Annotated in this window: 16 protein-coding genes; 6 read left to right on the forward strand and 10 right to left on the reverse strand. The window is 74.0% G+C overall.

The features are described from left to right. Positions 1-72: 72 nt before the first annotated feature. The 5 genes from CRP52_RS09830 (at position 73) to CRP52_RS40410 (ending at position 5,426) form a co-directional block, all read left to right on the forward strand. The gene (locus CRP52_RS09830) at positions 73-846 is read left to right on the forward strand and encodes an amino acid ABC transporter ATP-binding protein (RefSeq protein WP_097236045.1); all 774 of its coding nucleotides are present in this window, start codon (positions 73-75) and stop codon (positions 844-846) included. Between the two features lie 117 nt (positions 847-963). After that, a complete protein-coding gene (locus CRP52_RS09835; protein WP_097236046.1) occupies positions 964-1,863 on the forward strand; it encodes a glutamate ABC transporter substrate-binding protein in 900 nt (299 codons plus the stop codon). 98 nt (positions 1,864-1,961) lie between these two features. Then, positions 1,962-2,612, forward strand: a complete 651-nt coding sequence (locus tag CRP52_RS09840) for an amino acid ABC transporter permease (RefSeq protein WP_097236047.1) — start codon at positions 1,962-1,964, stop codon at positions 2,610-2,612. Positions 2,613-2,685: 73 nt separating this feature from the next. Continuing rightward, positions 2,686-3,534, forward strand: coding sequence for an amino acid ABC transporter permease (locus tag CRP52_RS09845; protein ID WP_097236048.1), 849 nt, complete (start codon positions 2,686-2,688; stop codon positions 3,532-3,534). 122 nt (positions 3,535-3,656) lie between these two features. Further along, positions 3,657-5,426, forward strand: coding sequence for an FAD-dependent monooxygenase (locus tag CRP52_RS40410; protein ID WP_097236049.1), 1,770 nt, complete (start codon positions 3,657-3,659; stop codon positions 5,424-5,426). 22 nt (positions 5,427-5,448) lie between these two features. On the opposite strand, the gene recX is transcribed toward CRP52_RS40410, so the two are convergent. From recX to CRP52_RS09870, 4 genes are all read right to left on the reverse strand, one after another. Further along, positions 5,449-6,099 carry a recombination regulator RecX gene (gene recX, locus CRP52_RS09855; protein WP_373560552.1) on the reverse strand — a complete coding sequence of 217 codons (651 nt, stop codon included), beginning with the start codon at positions 6,097-6,099 and terminating at the stop codon, positions 5,449-5,451. Between the two features lie 373 nt (positions 6,100-6,472). Continuing rightward, complete coding sequence (recA, locus tag CRP52_RS09860) at positions 6,473-7,588, reverse strand: recombinase RecA (RefSeq protein WP_097236050.1); 1,116 nt, start codon at positions 7,586-7,588, stop codon at positions 6,473-6,475. Between the two features lie 181 nt (positions 7,589-7,769). Next, positions 7,770-7,964, reverse strand: a complete 195-nt coding sequence (locus tag CRP52_RS09865) for a DUF3046 domain-containing protein (RefSeq protein ID WP_097236051.1) — start codon at positions 7,962-7,964, stop codon at positions 7,770-7,772. Between the two features lie 64 nt (positions 7,965-8,028). Next, entirely contained in the window at positions 8,029-9,630 is a 1,602-nt protein-coding gene (locus CRP52_RS09870; protein ID WP_097236052.1) for a S8 family serine peptidase, read from the reverse strand. A gap of 155 nt (positions 9,631-9,785) precedes the next feature. Between CRP52_RS09870 and CRP52_RS09875 the strand changes: the two genes are divergently transcribed. Then, positions 9,786-14,504: an ATP-dependent helicase gene (locus tag CRP52_RS09875; protein WP_097236053.1), complete on the forward strand. Its 4,719-nt coding sequence runs from the start codon at positions 9,786-9,788 to the stop codon at positions 14,502-14,504. Between the two features lie 120 nt (positions 14,505-14,624). Here the strand turns inward: CRP52_RS09875 and CRP52_RS09880 are convergent, their stop codons facing one another. The 6 genes from CRP52_RS09880 to CRP52_RS09905 all read right to left on the reverse strand — a co-directional run bounded on the left by CRP52_RS09880 (position 14,625) and on the right by CRP52_RS09905 (position 19,266). Continuing rightward, the gene (locus CRP52_RS09880) at positions 14,625-14,924 is read right to left on the reverse strand and encodes a hypothetical protein (protein ID WP_143685699.1); all 300 of its coding nucleotides are present in this window, start codon (positions 14,922-14,924) and stop codon (positions 14,625-14,627) included. Positions 14,925-14,979: 55 nt separating this feature from the next. Further along, positions 14,980-15,348, reverse strand: a complete 369-nt coding sequence (locus CRP52_RS09885) for a helix-turn-helix domain-containing protein (protein ID WP_097236055.1) — start codon at positions 15,346-15,348, stop codon at positions 14,980-14,982. A gap of 317 nt (positions 15,349-15,665) precedes the next feature. Further along, complete coding sequence (locus tag CRP52_RS09890) at positions 15,666-16,148, reverse strand: CinA family protein (protein ID WP_373560474.1); 483 nt, start codon at positions 16,146-16,148, stop codon at positions 15,666-15,668. Between the two features lie 17 nt (positions 16,149-16,165). Continuing rightward, positions 16,166-16,804, reverse strand: coding sequence for a CDP-diacylglycerol--glycerol-3-phosphate 3-phosphatidyltransferase (pgsA, locus tag CRP52_RS09895; RefSeq protein WP_097236056.1), 639 nt, complete (start codon positions 16,802-16,804; stop codon positions 16,166-16,168). Beyond that, a complete protein-coding gene (gene rimO / locus CRP52_RS09900; protein ID WP_097236057.1) occupies positions 16,801-18,306 on the reverse strand; it encodes a 30S ribosomal protein S12 methylthiotransferase RimO in 1,506 nt (501 codons plus the stop codon). The genes pgsA and rimO overlap by 4 nt, the downstream gene beginning before the upstream one ends. Before the next feature lie 96 nt (positions 18,307-18,402). Beyond that, the gene (locus CRP52_RS09905) at positions 18,403-19,266 is read right to left on the reverse strand and encodes a helix-turn-helix domain-containing protein (RefSeq protein ID WP_097236058.1); all 864 of its coding nucleotides are present in this window, start codon (positions 19,264-19,266) and stop codon (positions 18,403-18,405) included. Between the last annotated feature and the right edge of the window lie 272 nt (positions 19,267-19,538).

A 19,538-nucleotide genomic window follows, 5' to 3' on the forward strand; every position in this document is an offset into this window, starting at 1 on the left:
ACCACCATTGCCTCCCAAGGGAGTTGAAGACTTCTCGGGCAGGCACGATTCGATACAGAGGGAGCAGGCGCGATGACCGAGAGCCCGGTCCAGGACTCCACCCCCGCAGCCGCCCCGCTGGTCGTGCTGAGCAACGTCAACAAGCACTACGGCGCGCTGCACGTACTGCAGGACATCGACCTGGAGATCGCCCAGGGCGAGGTGGTCGTGCTGATCGGCCCGTCCGGTTCGGGCAAGTCCACGCTCTGCCGGACGATCAACCGGCTGGAGACGATCGACTCCGGCACGATCACCATCGACGGCCGGCCACTGCCCGCCGAGGGCAAGGAGCTGGCCCGGCTGCGCGCCGAGGTCGGCATGGTGTTCCAGAGCTTCAACCTGTTCGCGCACAAGACCGTGCTGGAGAACGTGGTCATCGGCCAGGTGAAGGTGCGCAAGGTGCCCCGCCCGGAGGCCGAGAAGACCGCCCGCGAACTGCTGGAGCGCGTCGGCGTCGGCGCGCAGGCCGACAAGTACCCGGCCCAGCTCTCCGGCGGCCAGCAGCAGCGCGTGGCGATCGCCCGGGCGCTGGCGATGAAGCCCAAGGTGATGCTCTTCGACGAGCCCACCTCGGCACTCGACCCGGAGATGGTCAACGAGGTGCTGGAGGTCATGCGCCAACTGGCCGCCGACGGCATGACCATGGTCGTGGTCACCCACGAGATGGGCTTCGCCCGCTCCGCCGCCAACCGCGTGCTGTTCATGGCCGACGGGAAGATCGTCGAGCAGAACACCCCGGACGCCTTCTTCACCGCGCCGCGCTCTGACCGCGCCAAGGACTTCCTCTCGAAGATCCTGCACCACTGACGCTTCGAGACCACGCGGGCCGCCTCCGGCAACGGTGCCGATCGGCCCTGCCCGTGCACAACTTCCAGACGCCAGAGCCCGGTTGACACCGCGGCCCAGCCCCAGGAGAACACCCTCATGAGGACTTCCCGCACCCTCGCCGTCGCGCTCTGTGCCGTCGCGCTCACCGCCACCGCCGCCTGCGGCAAGGACGGCACGCCCGGTGCCGCCGCCAGCGCGAGCGACGCCCCGAAGCTGCCGACCTACACGGTCAAGACCGACGCCAAGGTCGACTCCCCGATCGTCGCCGAGGCCCGCAAGCGCGGCCAGCTGATCATCGGCGCCAAGGCCGACCAGCCGAACCTCGGTTGGGAGGACGTCGCCAGCGGCGACCGCAGCGGCTTCGACATCGAGATCGCCAAGATGATCGCCGCCGACCTCGGCTTCACCCCACAGCAGATCAAGTGGCAGACCCTGGTCTCCTCGCAGCGCGAGCCCGCCATCGCCAAGGGCCAGATCGACTTCTACGTCGGCACCTACAGCATCAACGACGAGCGCAAGAAGACCGTCTCCTTCGCCGGCCCGTACTACATCGCCGGCCAGGACCTGCTGGTGAAGCAGGACAACACGACGATCACCGGCCCGGAGAGCGTCAACGGCAAGAACGTCTGCACCGCCACCGGCTCGACCTCGATCAAGAACGTCCAGCAGTACAGCCCGAAGATCACGCAGTTCGACACCTACTCGGCCTGCGTCGAGAAGCTCCTCTCCGGCGAGGTCGACGCCGTCACCACCGACGACGCCATCCTCAAGGGCTACGCCTCCAAGTACGCCGGCAAGCTCAAGGTCGTCGGCAAGCCCTTCACCAAGGAGAACTACGGCGTCGGCCTCAACAAGGACGACGCGGTGCTGCGCAACGCCATCAGCGACGCCCTCAAGGCCCACGAGGACAACGGCGACTGGAAGAAGGCCTACGACGCGACCCTGGGCGCCTCCGGCTCCCCGGCGCCCGACGTCCCGGCCCTCGACCGCTACTGATCCACCCGGTCACCGATCCACCCGGTCACCGATCCACCCGGGCACCGATCCGCCCACCGCACGACATTCCCGACCCTGATTGAGAGGAGGGCCGCCGGATGGGGTTCCTGTTCGAGGACGACAACTTCGCGTTGTTCCGCGACGGCTTCCTGCAGACGATCGAGGTGAGCGCGCTCAGCGCGCTGCTCGCCCTGCTGCTGGGCACCCTGCTGGCGGCCTTCCGGGTCTCCCCGGTGCCGGTCCTGCGCGCCTTCGGCACCGGCTGGGTGACGCTCTTCCGCAACACCCCGCTGACTCTGCTGTTCTTCGCCGTCACCTTCGGCCTGCCGCCGCTCGGCGTGCACTTCAGCCACCTGGCCTTCGCCGTGCTGGCGCTCGGCGGCTACACCGCCTCGTTCGTCTGCGAGGTGATCCGCTCCGGCATCAACACCGTGCCGCTCGGCCAGGCGGAGGCCGCCCGCAGCCTCGGCATGACCTTCGGCCAGACCCTCACCCTGGTCGTCCTGCCGCAGGCCGCCCGCACCGTGCTGGCCCCGATGAGCAGCGTGTTCATCGCCCTGCCGAGGAACTCGGCGATCGCCGGCGCGTTCAGCGTCCCCGAGCTGTACAGCGCCCAGCAGACCTTCTCCGAGCGCGGCTACTCGATCTTCGCGATCTTCTTCTGGGTGGCCTGCGCCTACCTGCTGATCAGCGCGGTGGTCGCCACGTTCTTCCGCTTCCTGGAATCCCGACTGGCGGTGGCCCGATGAGCGAGCGTAGCGAGCGAACAATCAAGAGGCGCGTGTGGGCGAATGCCCCTGCCGAGCGCAGCGAGGTGGGCGCATGAGCATTTTCAACCGCCCTGCGACGGCCAGTGTCCTCTACGACACCCCCGGCCCCAAGGCCCGCACCCGGTACCGCCTGTTCGGCGTCCTCTCCCTGATCGGCGTCGCCGGACTCCTCTGGTACGCCGTCACCGCGCTCGCCGACAACGGCCAGTTCGACGCCGACCTGTGGGACGCGTTCCAGTACACCTACGTCCAGCAGATGATCGTGGACGGCCTGCTCGCCACCCTGAAGGCCTTCGGCCTGGCAGCGGCGTTCTCGCTGACGCTGGGCGCCCTGCTGGCGGCCGGTCAGCTCTCCGACCACCGGCCGGTCCGCTGGGCCTGCACGGGCTTCACCCAGTTCTTCCGGGCGATGCCGCTGCTGATCCTGATCGTCGGGCTCTACTACGCGTTCTTCGCCAAGGAGCCGATGTGGGCGCTGGTGCTCGGCCTCACCCTCTACAACGGGGCGGTCCAGGCCGAGATCATCCGCAGCGGCGTCAACGCCGTGCCCCGCGGCCAGGGCGAGGCGGCGTACGCCCTCGGCATGCGCAAGACCCAGGTGATGGCCGGCATCCTGGTGCCGCAGGCCGTCCGCTCGATGCTGCCCACGATGATCGGCCAGCTCGTCGTCACCCTCAAGGACACCTCGCTCGGCTACATCATCACCTACAACGAGCTGCTGTTCATGGGCAAGAAGATCGCCAGCCAGCCGTTGAACGCCGCGGGCTTCCCCTACATCCCCGTGGTGCTCGTGATCGGCCCGCTCTACATCGCCATGTGTCTGCTGCTGACCGCGCTCGCGCGCTGGATCGAAGCACGCGGCCGTCGCGGCGCGAACCGGCGCACTTCAGCTGCTGCTTGACGGACACGCAGGTGAACTGTTGCATTGCTCTTCGTGACACCTCCCGGGAGCATCCACGCGGCATATGCGGCAGCGGTAACTGACGCCGGCCGATCGGCCGGTTCGTGCCCGGAGGTCCCCTCATGGACCCGGTGATCGTGGTCGGGGCCGGACCGGTCGGTCTGGCCCTGGCCCTCGCCCTGGCCCGGCACGAGGTGCCGACCGTCGTCCTGGACGAGGGCTCCGGGCTCTGCCCCGAGGGCCCGCGCAGCCTCGTCCTCGGCGCCGACGCCACCGCCTTCCTGACCCGGATCGGCTACCCGCGGGCCGTTTCGGACTCCGCCCTGTGGGACTCCTTCGCCATCTGGCGGCGCCGCCAGGAGGTGCTGCGGATCGACCTCACCGAGTCGCCCACCTTCCACCTCCCCCAGCACCGCCTCCAGCGCGGCCTGCGCGACGCCCTGACCGGCACCCCGCTGATCAAGCTGGTCCCGCTCCACCGGGTCGTCGAACTCGAACAGGACCGCGACGGCGTCAGCGTCCGCACCGCGGGCACCCGGGACGGCTCCACCACCTGGTGGCGCGGCAGCCACCTGGTCGGCTGCGACGGCGCGAGATCCACCGTCCGCAAGCTCCTGAAGATCCGCTTCCCCGGCCGCCCGGCGGTCGACCGAAACGCCATCGCCACCGTCCGGGTCGACCTGCCCTTCGACGGCGCCCGGCTGCACCGCGAACCCCCGTGGCGCGGCGACCGCGAAGCCTCCGCCCGTCCACTGCCGGACGGCGTCTGGCGGCTCGACTGGCGGCTGCCCCCCGGCCGGCCCGCCCCCACCGAGACGGTCGACCCGCACGCCACCTGGCCCGGCATCGTCACCGGCGACACCCTGCTCACCCGGGTCACCGCCACCCTCACCGGGTGGTGCGGCGAACTTCCCCGCTTCGACCTGCTCGCCGCCGCCGACCACACCGCCCAGCAGCGCCTGGCCGCCCGGTTCCGGGTCGGCCGCTGCTTCCTGGCCGGCGACGCGGCTCACCTGCACGGCGCGCTCGGCATGCAGAACCTCGCCGACGGGCTGCGCGACGCCGACAACCTCGCCTGGCGGCTCGCCCTCGCCTGGCACCTCCACTCCGGCGGTCCGCAGCCCGGCGGCTCGCTGCTGGACGGCTACGAGGCCGAGCGACGCGGCGCGGTCGGCGCCCGGCTGCGCGCCGTCGACCAGGCCATGCCACTGCTGCGCCCGCTGCGCGGCTGGCAGCAGACCCGGCGCTCGCTGCTGGTCGGCGGCTTCCGCAAGCACGCCCCGATGCTCGCCGACGGCCAGCTCGGCACCGGCCGCTTCGGCGGCGCGCCCGCCTACCCGGCGGCGCCCTCCGGAGTCCCCGGCCGCGTCCCGGTGCAGCGCGGCTCGCGCGGCACCACCTCGCTCAGCGAACTGCTGCCCGCCACCGCCCCCGGCGTGCTCGTCCCGGACCTGCCGGTGCTCGCCACCGACGGCTCCCCCGACCACCTGCACGCCCGTCTCGGCGCCACCTTCCTGCTGCTGCTGGTCGCGCCCGGCACCGCCGTCTGGTCGTCCGAGCACTGGCTCGGCGCCGGCCTGATGCCACGGCTCGCCGAGGTCGCCGCCGCCCTGCCGGTACCCGCCGAGGTGCTGGTCACCGAGGAGTACCCGGGCGCCGGGCCGCACACCGTGCTGCTGATCCGCCCCGACGGCCACCTGGTCGGGGCCACCCAGGGCGCCGTCGCCGAGGACCTGCACGCCCTGGCCGACCGCGCCCGCGGCGGCCCCGCCCCGCTCGCCCCGGCCCCCGAGCACGAATCCGAGCCCGAGCCCGACCCCGCACCCGAGCCGGCGCCCACCCCCGAGCACGCCGACCGCCACGCACCACAACAGGTGGACTCCCCGAGCTAGGGCCTGGGCTTACCGCGGCTGCCTAGCGCCCGCTCTCCTCTTCCTCCAACGCACCGCGCACCACCCGGAACGCCAGCCCCTCGGAGTAGCCGCGCCGGGCCAGCATCCCCACCAGCCGCCGGGTGCGGACCTGCGGATCCAGGCCCCGGGTGGAGCGCAGCTTGCGCTCCACCAGCGCCCGGGCCGCGTCCGCCTCGTCGTCGTGGTCCACCTGGGAGACGGCCTGCTCGACCAGCTCGGCGGCCACGCCCTTGGTGCGCAGCTCCTGCGCCAGGGCCCGCCGGGACAGGCCCCGGACGGCGTGCCGGGATTCCACCCAGGCCGCGGCGAAGGCCGCGTCGTCGATCAGCCCGACCTCTTCGAGCCGGGTCAGCACCTCGTCGGCGACCTCGTCCGGGATCTCCCGCTTGCGCAGGGCGTCGGCGAGCTGCTTGCGGGTCTTGGCCGCGCCGGTCAGCAGCCGCAGGCAGACGTCCCGGGCGCGGGTCTCCGGATCGACCGACTCCTCGGCCTGCTTCCGGGCTCCGCGGCCGCCTTTCTCCCGCGCGCCGGAGGGCCCCCCGCCGGGCTGCTCCTCGTCGAACAGCCCGCCGCCGGGTCCGTCGGACTCGCCGGACGGCCCGTCGGCGGTGCGCCCGCGCCGGGTGCGGCCCCGGCGCGCGCCGGAGCGCAGGGTGGAGGCGGCCACACCCCCGTGACCAGCCGCCTCGTCCTCACTCCGGCGGCGCGGCGCGAACGCCGGTGCGGAGGCGGATGCGCCCGCTTCGAATTCCTCGGCCGTCACGGCCGAGCGCCGCCGACGGCGGCCGGTGGGCAGCTCGGAGGCGGAGACCAGCCCCAGCGCCTCGACCGAGGCCTCCGCCGGCCGTTCCCCCGCCGAAGCCGGCCCGGGCGCCGCGCCGCGCACCGCCTGGGCCGGAGGCCGGTCGGGCTGCGGATCCGACTCGGGCTCCTCCGCGACGGCGGCGAACCAGTCCGGCGGCCCGTAGTCCTCGTCCTCCGGGCCCGCCGGGCCGCCACCCACCGTGTCGTACTGCGTCAACGGCTCAGGCCTTGGCAGCAGCCGTCTTCTTCGCCGCGGCCGTCTTGGCGACGGTCGCGGTGATCGGCTTCGCCGCACCGTCGGCGGCCGCGGCGGCCGGCTCGCCCTCGGCCGGCTCCTCGGTCTTCGGGCCGATGCCGAGCTTGCCCTTGATCTTCCGCTCAATCTCGTCGGCGAGCTGCGGGTTGTCCCGCAGGAAGTTGCGGGCGTTCTCCTTGCCCTGGCCGAGCTGGTCGCCCTCGTAGGTGTACCAGGCGCCCGACTTGCGGATGAAGCCGTGCTCGACGCCCATGTCGATCAGGCCGCCCTCGCGGCTGATGCCCACGCCGTAGAGGATGTCGAACTCGGCCTGCTTGAACGGCGCGGCGACCTTGTTCTTGACCACCTTGACGCGGGTGCGGTTGCCGACCGCCTCGGTGCCGTCCTTCAGGGTCTCGATCCGGCGGATGTCCAGCCGGACCGAGGCGTAGAACTTCAGCGCCCGGCCACCGGTCGTGGTCTCCGGCGAGCCGAACATCACACCGATCTTCTCGCGCAGCTGGTTGATGAAGATCGCGGTGGTGTTCGACTGGTTCAGCGCACCGGCGATCTTGCGCAGCGCCTGGCTCATCAGTCGCGCCTGCAGACCGACGTGCGAGTCGCCCATCTCGCCCTCGATCTCGGCGCGCGGGACGAGCGCCGCGACCGAGTCGATGATCACCAGGTCGATCGCGCCGGAGCGGATCAGCATGTCGGTGATCTCCAGGGCCTGCTCACCGGTGTCCGGCTGGCTGACCAGCAGGGCGTCGGTGTCCACGCCGAGCTTCTTGGCGTACTCCGGGTCGAGCGCGTGCTCCGCGTCGACGAAGGCGACCGTGCCGCCGGCCTTCTGGGCGTTGGCCGCCAGGTGCAGGGTCAGGGTCGTCTTGCCGGAGGACTCGGGGCCGTAGATCTCGATCACTCGGCCCCGCGGGATGCCGCCGACCCCGAGGGCGACGTCCAGAGCGGTGGAGCCGGTGGAGATCACCTCGATGGGCTCGTTGGCCTTCTCGCCGAGGCGCATCACCGAGCCCTTGCCGAACTGCCGCTCGATCTGGGCGAGCGCGGTTTCCAGGGCCTTCTCGCGGTCCGTACCTGCCATGGCTTTTTCCCTCGGGTTCTGTGCTGTGCGCTTCATCGTCCTCGACGCTAGCGCGTCCCACTGACAAACGAGCCCGATCGGGCTCGGCCTGTGGAAAACTCGTCGCCGGAGAGTACAAAGAACATCTGTTCGATTCAAGCGTCGCACGTCCCCGCGCCGCGGCTCCCGGCGGAGGCCCCGTTCAGCGCAGCAGCGTCGAGACCCCCTGGGTGTCGCAGACCACGCGCCAGACGTCCTTGGCCTCCCAGCCCGCCTCCAGCGCCTGCCGCACCGTCCGCCCGCCCAGCTCCGTCAGCACGTGGTCGGTCGCGAACGACTCCGCGTACGCCTCTCCGAAGTGCGCGTACATCCGTCGCCAGAACTCCGTCAGCCTCATGGCTTAAGTATCCCGGACCCCACCGCCCGCGCCCGTCCCCGGAGTTCCGCCGCACAGGCCGGGGTCAACGCGGCAGCGCCAGCAGCCCCGCCCCGAAGTACTGCCGGTCCCCGCACGCGTACGGCCCCGGCGGGCAGCCGGCCGTCGCGGAGTCGGCGAGCAGCGCCGCCAGGCCGTCCGAGCCGAGGCCCGGGTGGAGCGCCGCCGCGATCGCGACCGCACCGGTCACGTGCGCGGCGGCCATCGAGGTGCCGGCCAGCGTCGCGTACTGCCCGCCGGGCCAGTCCGAGACGATCGCGTTCTGCGTCCCGCCGTCCGGGTCCCCGCCGGGGGCGGCCAGCGAGACCCGGCCGCGCCCGTAGTTGGTGTACGCGGACGGGTGGCCGTCCCGGTTGACGGCGGTGACGGTGACGACGCCGGGCAGCTCGCCGGGCAGCCGGACGCACTCGGTGCCCAGGTAGCGGGTGCGTGGCGGCCCGGAGGCCCGGTCGTTGGGGCTGCGCTCGTCGGTCCGGGCGGCGCTCAGGTCCTGCCCGTCGTTGCCCGCCGAGGCGACCACCACCGCGCCCTTGCCCCGGGCGTACCGGGCGGCCCGGTCGACGGCGGCGATCAGCGTGGCCTGGTCGCGGTCCCCGGGGCAGTTGTACTTCCACGGGTCGGCGAAGTAGCTGTTGTTGACCGCCTTGGCGCCGTGGTCGGCGGCCCAGAGCAGGCCGCAGACGATGTTCTCGGCGTAGTACTGCCCGAGCGGTCCGAGCAGCCGTACGGCGGCGATCCGCACGCCCGGCGCGACCCCGGTGACGCCGCGGCCGTCCCGGGCCGCGCCGACGATCCCGGCGACGTGGGTGCCGTGGCCGCTCTCGCCGACCCCGGGGTCGGGCCGCCAGGCGCCGGTGCGGGCGTCGGGCCGGCCGTCGGCGCAGGAGACGGAGGCCTTCGGGTCGACGGCCGCCCGCAGGTCGGGGTGGGTGTCGTCGACGCCGGAGTCCAGCACCGCGACCAGCACCCCGCGCAGGGTCTCCGGGCCGGGCACGCCGCCCGCAGGGGCGCCGTTCGGCGTCGGGGAGGCGTCGCCGGCCCGGGCCGCACCGGCCCCGAGCATGGCGAGGTTCCAGGCCCCGCCCTCGGCCGGATCGGGCACGGTGGCCGTCTCCCCGTCGGCCCGGTCCGCGCGGTCCGCCCCACCGACCCGGTCCGGCCGGTGGGCGACACCGAGCGCAGCCCCCACCGCGTCCGCCCCCCTCGTCCCGGTCACGCCCCGGGCCACGCCCGCCGTGAAGTCCCCGGCCCCGTCCACCGCGCGGGGCGGCGCCACCACCGGCGCGGTCCGGGTGGCGCCGACGGCGGCGATCCCGGGCCGGGCCCGCACCGCGTCCGCGAACCCGCCGGTCGCGTACGCCAGGACGGCTCCGATCTGCGGGTACGCCTGCACCACCTGCCCGCCGGCCGCCCGGCTCTCCGCCGCGGCCCGGTCGGCGCCGGACGCGTCCTCCCGCTCGGCCAGCACCAGGTAGCTGAGGTAGGCCCGACCGGGCCCGGACACGTACGGGACGGCCCCGCCCACCACGAGCGCCGTGAGCAGCATCGCGAGCAGCGCCCGGGCGGGCCCGCGGACCCGGCGGCGGGCGGCGCGGGCGGGCCGGCTCGACGGGTGCGCCTGCGCCATCGCACGGCCTCCGCTCGTCGGTCCGGTGATTTCACGGGTGGATCATGCTCCCGAATCATCACCATATGAGCGGATTGTCGTTTCTGCTCCCCGGCTTGCACCCCTCCCCCACGCCTCGGCCACCCGTTGTCGGTCCCACCCGGCACCATGGGGGCATGGCGCCCCAGCACCCGACCCCAGCCGCCGGCTCCCCCCGGCCCGACGACCCCCTGGCCGGCTTCGCCCCGGCCACCCGGGCCTGGTTCACCGGCGCCTTCTCCGCCCCCACCACCGCCCAGGCCGAGGCCTGGCGCGCCATCCAGCGGGACACGGACGTCCTGGTGGTCGCCCCCACCGGCTCCGGCAAGACGCTCGCCGCCTTCCTCTCCGCCCTCGACCGGCTCAGCAGCACCCCTCCCCCGGCCGATCCCAAGCACCGCTGCCGGGTCCTCTACGTCTCCCCGCTCAAGGCCCTCGCGGTGGACGTCGAACGGAACCTGCGCGCCCCGCTGACCGGCCTGCGCCAGGCCGCCGTCCGGCTCGGTCTGCCCGAGCCGGAGGTCCAGGTCGCCATCCGCTCCGGCGACACCCCGGCCGCCGACCGCCGCCGCTTCGCGACCCACCCGCCGGACATCCTGATCACCACCCCCGAATCGCTGTTCCTGCTGCTCACCTCCGCCGCCCGGGAGGCCCTGCGCGGCGTGGACACGGTGATCCTGGACGAGGTGCACGCGGTCGCCGGCACCAAGCGCGGCGCACACCTCGCGCTCACCCTGGAGCGGCTGGACGAGCTGCTGGACCGCCCGGCCCGCCGGATCGGCCTGTCCGCGACGGTGCGCCCGGTCGAGGAGGTGGCCCGCTTCCTCAGCCCGCAGCGCGGCGCCGTCGTCGTCCAGCCGCCCGCCGCCAAGGACTTCGACCTCTCGGTGGTCGTCCCCGTCCCCGACCTGGACGACCTGCCCGCCGCCCCGGCCACCGGCGGCGCCGCCGCCGGCGACCCACAGCGTCAAGCCTCGATCTGGCCGCACGTCGAGGAGCGGATCGTCGACCTGGTCGAGGCGCACCGCTCCACCATCGTCTTCGCCAACTCCCGCCGTCTGGCCGAGCGCCTGTGCAACCGGCTGAACGAGATCGCCCACGAGCGCGCCACCGGCACCGCCGCCCCCGAGGCGCACGCCCCGGCCCAGTTGATGGGCGGCTCGGGCGCAGCCAAGGGCGCGCCCGCGGTCATCGCCCGGGCCCACCACGGCTCCGTCTCCAAGGAGCAGCGCTCCCTGGTCGAGGAGGAGTTGAAGGCCGGCCGGCTGCCCGCCGTGGTCGCCACCTCCAGCCTGGAGCTGGGCATCGACATGGGCGCCGTCGAGCTGGTCGTCCAGGTCGAGTCCCCGCCCTCGGTCGCCTCCGGCCTGCAGCGGGTCGGCCGGGCCGGCCACCAGGTCGGCGCGGTCTCCACCGGCGTCTTCTTCCCCAAGTACCGGGGCGACCTGGTGCAGTCCGCCGTGGTCACCGAGCGGATGCGGGCCGGCCGGATCGAGGCGCTGCGCATCCCCCGCAACCCGCTGGACGTGCTGGCCCAGCAACTCGTCGCGATGACGGCCCTGGACACCTGGCCGGTGGACGACCTGCTCGCCGTGGTCCGCCGCGCCGCGCCCTTCGCCACCCTCCCGCAGTCCGCCTTCGACGCCGTGCTCGACATGCTGGCCGGCCGCTACCCCTCGGACGCCTTCGCCGAGCTGCGCCCCCGCGTGGTCTGGGACCGGGTGGCCGGCACCGTGACCGGCCGCCCCGGCGCCCAGCGCCTGGCCGTCACCTCCGGCGGCACCATCCCCGACCGCGGCCTGTTCGGCGTCTTCATCGCCGGCGCAGACCCCAAGAAGGGCGGCGGCCGGGTGGGAGAGCTCGACGAGGAGATGGTCTACGAGTCCCGCGTCGGCGACGTCTTCACGCTGGGCACCACCTCCTGGCGGATCGAGGAGATCACCCACGACAAGGTGCTGGTCACCCCCGCCCCAGGCATCCCCGGCCGGCTCCCGTTCTGGAAGGGCGACACCCTCGGCCGTCCGCTCGAACTCGGCCGCGCCCTGGGCGCGTTCACCCGCGAGCTGGGTGCGCTGCAGCCCGCGGCCGCCACCGAGCGCCTCAAGCAGGCCGGGCTGGACGACTGGGCCGCCGCCAACCTGCTCGACTACCTCGCCGAACAGCGCGCCGCCTGCGGCCACCTCCCGGACGACCGCACCATCGTGGTCGAGCGCTTCCGCGACGAGCTCGGCGACTGGCGGATCGTCATCCACTCCCCGTTCGGCGCCCAGGTGCACGCCCCCTGGGCCCTCGCCCTCGGCGCCCGACTCCGGGAGAAGCACGGCCTCGACCCCCAGGTCATGCACGCCGACGACGGCATCGTCCTGCGCCTGCCCGACGCGGACCTGCTCGCCCCCGACTTCGATTTCGGCAGCCCTGCGGACCAGTCGCAACAGGCGGGTTCGACCCCGGACGAGGCCCCGGTCGGCGCCGACGCCGCCCTGTTCGACCCGGGCGAGATCGAACAGCTGGTCACCGACCAGGTCGGCGGCTCCGCCCTGTTCGCCTCCCGCTTCCGCGAGTGCGCCGGCCGCGCCCTGCTGCTCCCCCGCCGCAGCCCCGGCCGCCGCACCCCGCTCTGGCAGCAGCGCCAGCGCGCCGCCCAACTGCTCGAAGTCGCCTCCGAGTACGGCTCGTTCCCGATCGTCCTGGAGGCCGTCCGCGAGTGCCTGCAGGACGTCTTCGACGTCCCCGGCCTGGTCGAGCTGATGGGGGACCTGGAATCCCGCGCCGTCCGGCTGGTCGAGGTCACCACCCCCGAGCCCTCGCCCTTCGCCCGCTCGCTGCTCTTCGGCTACGTCGCCCAGTTCCTCTACGAGGGCGACTCCCCGCTCGCCGAACGCCGGGCCGCCGCCCTCTCGCTGGACTCCCGGCTGCTGTCCGAACTCCTCGGCCAGGCCGAGCTGAGCGAACTGCTCGACCCCCGGGTACTCGCCGAGCTGGAGGCCGAGCTCCAACGCCTCACCCCCGAGCGCCGGATCAGGGACGCCGAGGGCGTCGCCGACGCCCTGCGCCTGCTCGGCCCGCTCGGCGAGGCCGAGTTGACCGCCCGCGGCGCCGAGCCGCTGTGGGCCCTGGAACTGGAGGCCGCCCGCCGGGTGATCCAGGTCCGGATCGCCGGCGAGCAGCGCTGGGCCGCGATCGAGGACGCCGGACGGCTGCGCGACGCGCTCGGCACCCCGCTGCCGGTCGGCGTCCCCGAGGCCTTCACCGAACCGGTCAAGGACCCGCTGGGCGACCTGCTGGCCCGCCACGCCCGCACCCACGGCCCGTTCACCGCCGCCGAGGCCGCCGCCCGGTACGGCCTGGGCACCGCCGTCGTCACCGGCACCCTGCACCGCCTCACCGCCGCCGGCCGCCTGGTCCAGGGCGCCTTCCGGCCCGCCGAGAGCCACACCGCCGCCCCCGAGTGGTGCGACGCCGAGGTGCTGCGCCGGCTGCGCCGCCGCTCGCTGGCCGCCCTGCGCCAGGAGGTCGAGCCCGTCCCGCCGCGCGCCCTGGCCGCCTTCCTCCCGCAGTGGCAGCACCTGGCCGGCCACCGGCTGCGCGGCCCGGACGGCCTGCTAAGGGTGGTCGAACAGCTCCAGGGCACCGCCCTGCCCGCCTCCGCCCTGGAGAAGTTGGTCCTCCCGGCCCGGCTGGCCGACTACTCCCCCGGCCTGCTGGACGAGTTGACGGCGGCCGGCGAGATCGGCTGGTGCGGGGCCGGCGCACTGCCCGGCAAGGACGGCTGGATCAGCCTGCACCTCACCGAGAACGCCCACCTGCTGCGCCCCGAGCCGGTCCCGCCCGCGCTCACCCCGCTGCACAGCGCCCTGATGTCCGCCCTGGCCGGCGGCTACGGCCTGTTCTTCCGCCAGCTCGTCCAACAGCTCCCGGAGGAGACCGCGGAGCCCGAGGTCGTCACGGCCCTGTGGGACCTGGTCTGGGCCGGCTACGTCACCAATGACACCCTCGCCCCGCTGCGCGCCCTGCTCGGCTCCGCCCGGACGGCCGGCGCCACCGCCCACCGCGCGCCCCGGGCGACGCCGCGCGGCCGCTACGGCGGTGCCGGCCGCCCCTTCGGCCGGGTCGGCGGCGCCCTGCGCAGCGGTCCGCCGACGGTGGCCGGGCGCTGGTCGCTGCTGCCCGGCCTCGCCCCCGACCCGACGGTCCGGGCCACCGCCCAGGCGCAGAGCCTGCTGGATCGCCACGGCCTGCTCACCCGGGGCACGGTGGCGGCCGAACGGGTGCCCGGCGGCTTCGCCGGGGTCTACCGGGTGCTCGCCGCGATGGAGGAACGCGGCCGGGCCCGCCGGGGCTACTTCGTCGAGGGCCTCGGCGGCGCCCAGTTCGCGATGGAGGGCGCGGCCGACCGGCTGCGCTCCGTCAACGGCCGACTGGAGCGGGGCCGGGCCGCCGAGTGGCCCGCCGCCCCGGCCGCCGAGCCGCCGCAGGCCCTGGTGCTGGCCGCCGCCGACCCTGCCAACGCCTACGGCGCCGCCCTGCCCTGGCCGGAGCCGCCCACCGCGCCCGGCGGCAAGGAGTCCACCGCCCACCGCCCGGGCCGCAAGGCGGGCGCCCTGGTGGTCCTGGTGGACGGCGAGCTGACGCTGTACGTCGAGCGCGGCGGCAAGTCCCTGCTGGCCTGGCCGGAGGACGAGGAGACCCGGGCGCTGGCGGCCGGTGCGCTGGCCGCCGCCATCCGGGCGGGCGCGCTCGGCAGCGTCACGGTGGAGCGGGCCAACGGCGAGCCCGCCCTCGGCTCCGAGCTCGGCCGCGCCCTGGAGGACGCCGGGTTCCACGCCACCCCGCGCGGCCTGCGGCTGCGCCCCTGAGCCGGGGCACGAAGCAGCACACGGGAACGCCGGAGGCCGCGGGGTCCAGGACCCCGCGGCCTCCGGCCACGTCTGATCTCCCGAGCTGTGTCTCCCGAGCCGTCGTCACCCGGGTCGCACTCACCCGATCTGCGGCGGCTGCGCCTCCACCGGCCGGACCGCCTCCTCGGGCCGGCGCCCGGCCGGTCCGGTCGCGTTCCGGTCGGCGTGCACCGGGATGAGACCGAGCCCCCAGCCTCCGGCCGCGAGCAGCCCGAGCGCCGCACCGTCGGCGAGTTCTCCCCGGACGATCAGCAGCCACCAGGCGAACCCGGCCGCCACGGCCGCCAGGACCGGCCGCACCGGACGTCGCGCCCGGAGCAACAGTCGCGCCCGGGCCCGTATTCGGGCCGACGGGCGCATCCGCACGTCTCTTCGCACGACCGCCCTCCCTTCGCTCGCCCCGGGCAGGGACGCCCGGGAGTCGAGGCCGGGATCAGGCGGCGACCACGTCCATCGCGGCGGCCTTGGGCGACATGGTCGCCCGGTCGCTGCCGGGGGCGGGAAGCGGAACCGGTTCGAGTACCGGCCTCAGCAGATCACCTTCGGAGAGGGTGGCCATCGCCGCAAGTTCGGCGAGCGACAGTTCGTCGCTGACCTCGCGCATGACCTCGGACATCCGGACGTCGAGTGCGTCGCAGATGGCGGAGAGCAACTCCGAGGAGGCCTCCTTCTGTCCCCGCTCGACCTCGGAGAGGTACCCGAGCGAAACCCTGGCGGCCGCCGACACCTCGCGGAGTGTGCGGCCCTGGCGCTGGCGCTGCCGACGCAGTACATCGCCCAGTAGGCGACGGAGCAGGATCATCGGTGCCTCCCTCCTCGGACTGCGGATCGAGATGTCACGACCCCACCGTACCGCCTTGCCCGCTTCGCGTGCGGGGACCCTGGTCGTGTTCACTCTGGGCTGCAAGGCTGTCCCCCTCCTCGTTCCGGTGTCGTCCCCGGGTCCGTGGGCCCCTCGTGGTACCCGACGCGGGCCACCCGGCCACCGTCACGCAACTCGTTCGCCACCTGGTTTCTGCCCAACCAGGCTGTTGGATGTAACACGATCCTCCAGCTGTGTCGTCCCCGTGCGCCAGATCGGCAGATCTCGGTTCGGTGGAGATCCGTCGGCGAGGGCCGTCATCGTGCGAGCCGGCCGACGAGCAGCTCCAGCGCGGCAGTCACCGCCCCGTGACGGATTGTGGCACGCCCGCCCGACAGCAGGGGCGAAGTGACCAGAGTTCCCCCCGGTCCGGCGACCGCCAGGTGTACGGTGCCCACCGGCTGCCCGCCCTGCGGCTCCGGACCGGCCACCCCGGTGGTCGCCAGCCCGTAGGTGGCACCCAGCAGCCGCCGCACGCCCTCGGCCATCTGCCGGGCCACCACCGGGTGGACCGGCCCGTACACGTCCAGCAGGCCCTCGTCGACGCCGAGCACCGAGGCCTTCAGCTCGGTCGCGTACGCGGTGACCGAGCCCCGGAAGGTCGCGGACGCCCCGGGGACGTCCACCAGCGCGGCGGCCAGCAGCCCCCCAGTCAGCGACTCGGCGACGGCCAGGGTGCCGCCCTCGGCCCGCAGGGCGGCGTGCGCCCGCTCGGCCAGCCCGTGGTCGTGCTCCGCCACCCGGTCTCCCCCGTCGCTCACCGGTCCGCGCGCTCCGCGGCCCGTCCCTCGCGGCGCAGTCGCAGCGCCTGTCCGACGTAGTCCAGCGCGGTGCCGACGGTCAGCAGCACCGCCAGCCCCATCAGCACGGCCCGCCCGGTGGCCAGCCAGCCGGTCAGGGCGAGCACGTACATGCCGACCGCGGTGCCCTGGGTCAGCGTCTTGAGCTTGCCGCCGCGGCTGGCCGGGATGACCCCGTAGCGGATCACCCAGAAGCGCATCAGGGTGATGCCGAGCTCGCGGGCCAGGATCACCACGGTGACCCACCAGGGCAGGTCGCCGAGCAGCGAGAGGCCGATCAGCGCCGAGCCCATGATCGCCTTGTCGGCGATCGGGTCGGCGATCTTCCCGAAGTCGGTGACCAGACCCTTGCGGCGGGCGATCTCCCCGTCGAACAGGTCGGTGATCATCGCGATGGCGAACGCGGCCCAGGCGACCGAGCGCCACTTGGGATCGTGCCCGCCGCCGGCGAACAGCAGGGCCACGAAGACCGGCACCAGCAGCACCCGGACCATCGTGAGCACGTTGGCGATGTTCCAGACCCCCGGGGTCGACGGCACCGCGGCCGCCGGTCTGCCCGGGTGGGCCGCGGCCGGGGCGCCGGGCCCCTGGGTCATTCCCCGGCTCCCGGGGTCTCGGCCCCCGACGTCCTGGCCGGCCGGACCTGCTCCAGCGCCTCGGCGACCAGGTCGACGCCCTCGCTGGCCACCACCTTGGCCCGCCAGAACTGCCCGACCGCGGGCGCCTCGACGCCTTCGAGGGTGGTCAGGCCGTCGGTCTCCGGGGCCTGGTGGGCGGCCCGGCCCTCGACCACGCCGTCCTCGATCGACTCGACCAGCACCACGACCTCGGTGCCGATCCGCTGCTCGGCCCGCTGGGCGGTCATCTCCTCGGCCAGCCGGCTGAGCCGGTCCAGCCGGTCGGCGATCACGTCCTCGGGCAGCTTGCCGTCGTAGCCGGCGGCCTCGGTGCCCTCCTCGTCGGAGTAGCCGAAGACGCCGATCGCGTCCAGCCCGGCGTGCGTGACGAAGCGCTCCAGCTCGGCGAAGTCCTCGTCGGTCTCGCCGGGGAAGCCCACGATGAAGTTGGAGCGGGCGCCGGCCTGCGGAGCCTTGTCGCGGATGGTCTTCAGCAGCTCCAGGAACTGGTCGGTGGACCCGAAGCGGCGCATCCGGCGCAGCACGGCGGGCGCCGAGTGCTGGAAGGACAGGTCGAAGTAGGGCGCGATGTCCTCGATGCCGGTCATCGCGTCGATCAGGCCCGGGCGCATCTCGGCCGGCTGCAGGTAGGAGACCCGCACCCGCTCGACGCCCTCGATCGCGGCGATCTCGCCGAGCAGCGTTTCCAGCAGCCGGATGTCGCCGAGGTCCTTGCCGTACGAGGTGTTGTTCTCGCTGACCAGGACGATCTCGCGGACGCCCTGCCCGGCCAGCCACTGGGCCTCGTGCAGCACGTCGGAGGGGCGGCGGGAGATGAAGGAGCCGCGGAAGGCCGGGATGGCGCAGAAGGAGCAGCGCCGGTCGCAGCCGGAGGCGAGCTTGACCGAGGCGACCGGATTGTCGTCCAGCCGCTTGCGCAGGGTGCGCGGGCCGGAGGCCGGGGCGACGCCCTCGGGCAGGTCGGCGATCGGCTCGGCGGCGGCCTCGGCGCCGTGGCCGGGCAGCGCGACGGCCTCGGCGGCGGACTGCCGCTCGGCGGGGCTGATCGGCAGCAGCTTGCGGCGGTCGCGCGGGATGTGCGGGGCGTGGTGGCCGCCGGAGAGGATGGTCTGCAGGCGGTCGGAGATGTCGGCGTAGTCGTCGAAGCCGAGCACGCCGTCGGCCTCGGGCAGGGCGTCGGCGAGCTCCTTGCCGTACCGCTCGGCCATGCAGCCGACCGCGACGACGGCCTGGGTGCGGCCGTGGCCCTTGAGGTCGTTGGCCTCCAGCAGGGCGTCCACGGAGTCCTTCTTGGCGGCCTCGACGAAGCCGCAGGTGTTGACGACGGCGACATCGGCCTCGGCGGCGTCGTCGACGAGCAACCAGCCGTCGGCTTCCAGTCGCCCGGCGAGTTCCTCGGAATCCACCTCGTTGCGGGCGCATCCGAGCGTGACAAGGGCGACAGTGCGGCGTTCAGGCATAGGCCCAAGATTAACGCGCGGCCTCCGGTGCCGTTCGCCCCGGAGGCCGCGCGCCTCGGATCAGCTGATCATCAGCGGGCTCCGCAGCCCCTGTGGTCAGCCCGCCTGCGGGTCTCCGGGGGTGTACGTGACGTGCACCACCTGGCCGTCCTTGCCGAGGAGACCGAGGTCCTTCCCGTTGACGTACGCGTGCACGGCCCCGCCGTTGCCCAGCACCAGCTTGATCTGCTTGGCGTCGGTGAAGGTCTGGTCCTGGCCGTCGCTGATGTTGTTCTGGAACAGCGACTCGCCCTTGCCGTTCATCGCCGAGACCCAGCTGGTGCCCGCGGCGACGAGCTTCACGGTGACCTTGTCGGCCGGGACGGCGGCGATCGCGGCGGCGCTCGGCGCGGGCGCCGGCGGCTGGACGGCGGGGCTGGCCGCGGGGGCCACCGAGCCGGTGCCGGAGCCGCTGGGCAGCGGCGCGCTGGCCGAGCCGGTGGTGCCGTGCCCGCCCTTGCCGCTGACCAGGTTGAAGCCGATCAGGGCGACCACGGCGACGATCGCGGCGACCATGGCGGCCGCCCAGTTCGGCCGGCCGCGGCTGGGCACCTTGATCGGGCCGCTGTCGATCAGCTGACCCGCCGGGCGCTTGGAGGCCGGGGAGCCGCCGTGCGCGGCGTCGTACCGGGCGACCAGCGCCTCGCCGTCCGCGCCGACGGCGCGGGCGATCAGGCGGATGTGCCCGCGGGCGTAGAAGTCGCCGCCGCAGCGGCCGAAGTCGTCCTCCTCGATGGCATGGACGATCGGCACCCGGACTCTGGTGGCGGTACTCACCTGGTCCACCGTGAGTCCCGCGTCGATCCGGGCGGCGGACAGCACCCGGCCGATGCTCGGGGCATCGGCCGCTTGCACCGCGTCGTCGGTCGGCAGGACGGACGACGGGGCGTTCTCGCGGTCGGAGGACTTGCCGATGGTCACGGGGCACGCCTTTCGAGCGGATGGCCACCTGCTGGGGAACAGTCTAGGGGCGTGGGCGGATCGTTTCTCAAGCGGAGAGGGACCGAATGCGCGCACCCGCTCCGGCCGGGGCCCGGCATTGCGCTGACCGGCCGTCAGCGCAGTCGCGCGGAGGACCCGGCGTTCGCTTCCCGGCCTGTGACGCGGTGTACGGACGTCCGGTTCCGCACACCGCGCCCGCCCTCCTCCGAACGAGTGACACCCGCCCGGGACACGGGCCGGGAGGAGGACCC

Source organism: Streptomyces sp. 1331.2 (genome assembly GCF_900199205.1).
Classification (GTDB): Bacteria; Actinomycetota; Actinomycetes; order Streptomycetales; family Streptomycetaceae; genus Kitasatospora.

Coding starts and splice junctions, on each gene's coding strand:
- CRP52_RS09830 (WP_097236045.1), top strand. CDS start 73: ATGACCGAGAGCCCGGTCCAGGACTCCACCCCCGCAGCCGCCCCGCTG.
- CRP52_RS09835 (WP_097236046.1), top strand. CDS start 964: ATGAGGACTTCCCGCACCCTCGCCGTCGCGCTCTGTGCCGTCGCGCTC.
- CRP52_RS09840 (WP_097236047.1), top strand. CDS start 1,962: ATGGGGTTCCTGTTCGAGGACGACAACTTCGCGTTGTTCCGCGACGGC.
- CRP52_RS09845 (WP_097236048.1), top strand. CDS start 2,686: ATGAGCATTTTCAACCGCCCTGCGACGGCCAGTGTCCTCTACGACACC.
- CRP52_RS40410 (WP_097236049.1), top strand. CDS start 3,657: ATGGACCCGGTGATCGTGGTCGGGGCCGGACCGGTCGGTCTGGCCCTG.
- recA (WP_097236050.1), bottom strand. CDS start 7,588: ATGGCAGGTACGGACCGCGAGAAGGCCCTGGAAACCGCGCTCGCCCAG.
- CRP52_RS09865 (WP_097236051.1), bottom strand. CDS start 7,964: ATGAGGCTGACGGAGTTCTGGCGACGGATGTACGCGCACTTCGGAGAG.
- CRP52_RS09870 (WP_097236052.1), bottom strand. CDS start 9,630: ATGGCGCAGGCGCACCCGTCGAGCCGGCCCGCCCGCGCCGCCCGCCGC.
- CRP52_RS09875 (WP_097236053.1), top strand. CDS start 9,786: ATGGCGCCCCAGCACCCGACCCCAGCCGCCGGCTCCCCCCGGCCCGAC.
- CRP52_RS09885 (WP_097236055.1), bottom strand. CDS start 15,348: ATGATCCTGCTCCGTCGCCTACTGGGCGATGTACTGCGTCGGCAGCGC.
- pgsA (WP_097236056.1), bottom strand. CDS start 16,804: ATGACCCAGGGGCCCGGCGCCCCGGCCGCGGCCCACCCGGGCAGACCG.
- rimO (WP_097236057.1), bottom strand. CDS start 18,306: ATGCCTGAACGCCGCACTGTCGCCCTTGTCACGCTCGGATGCGCCCGC.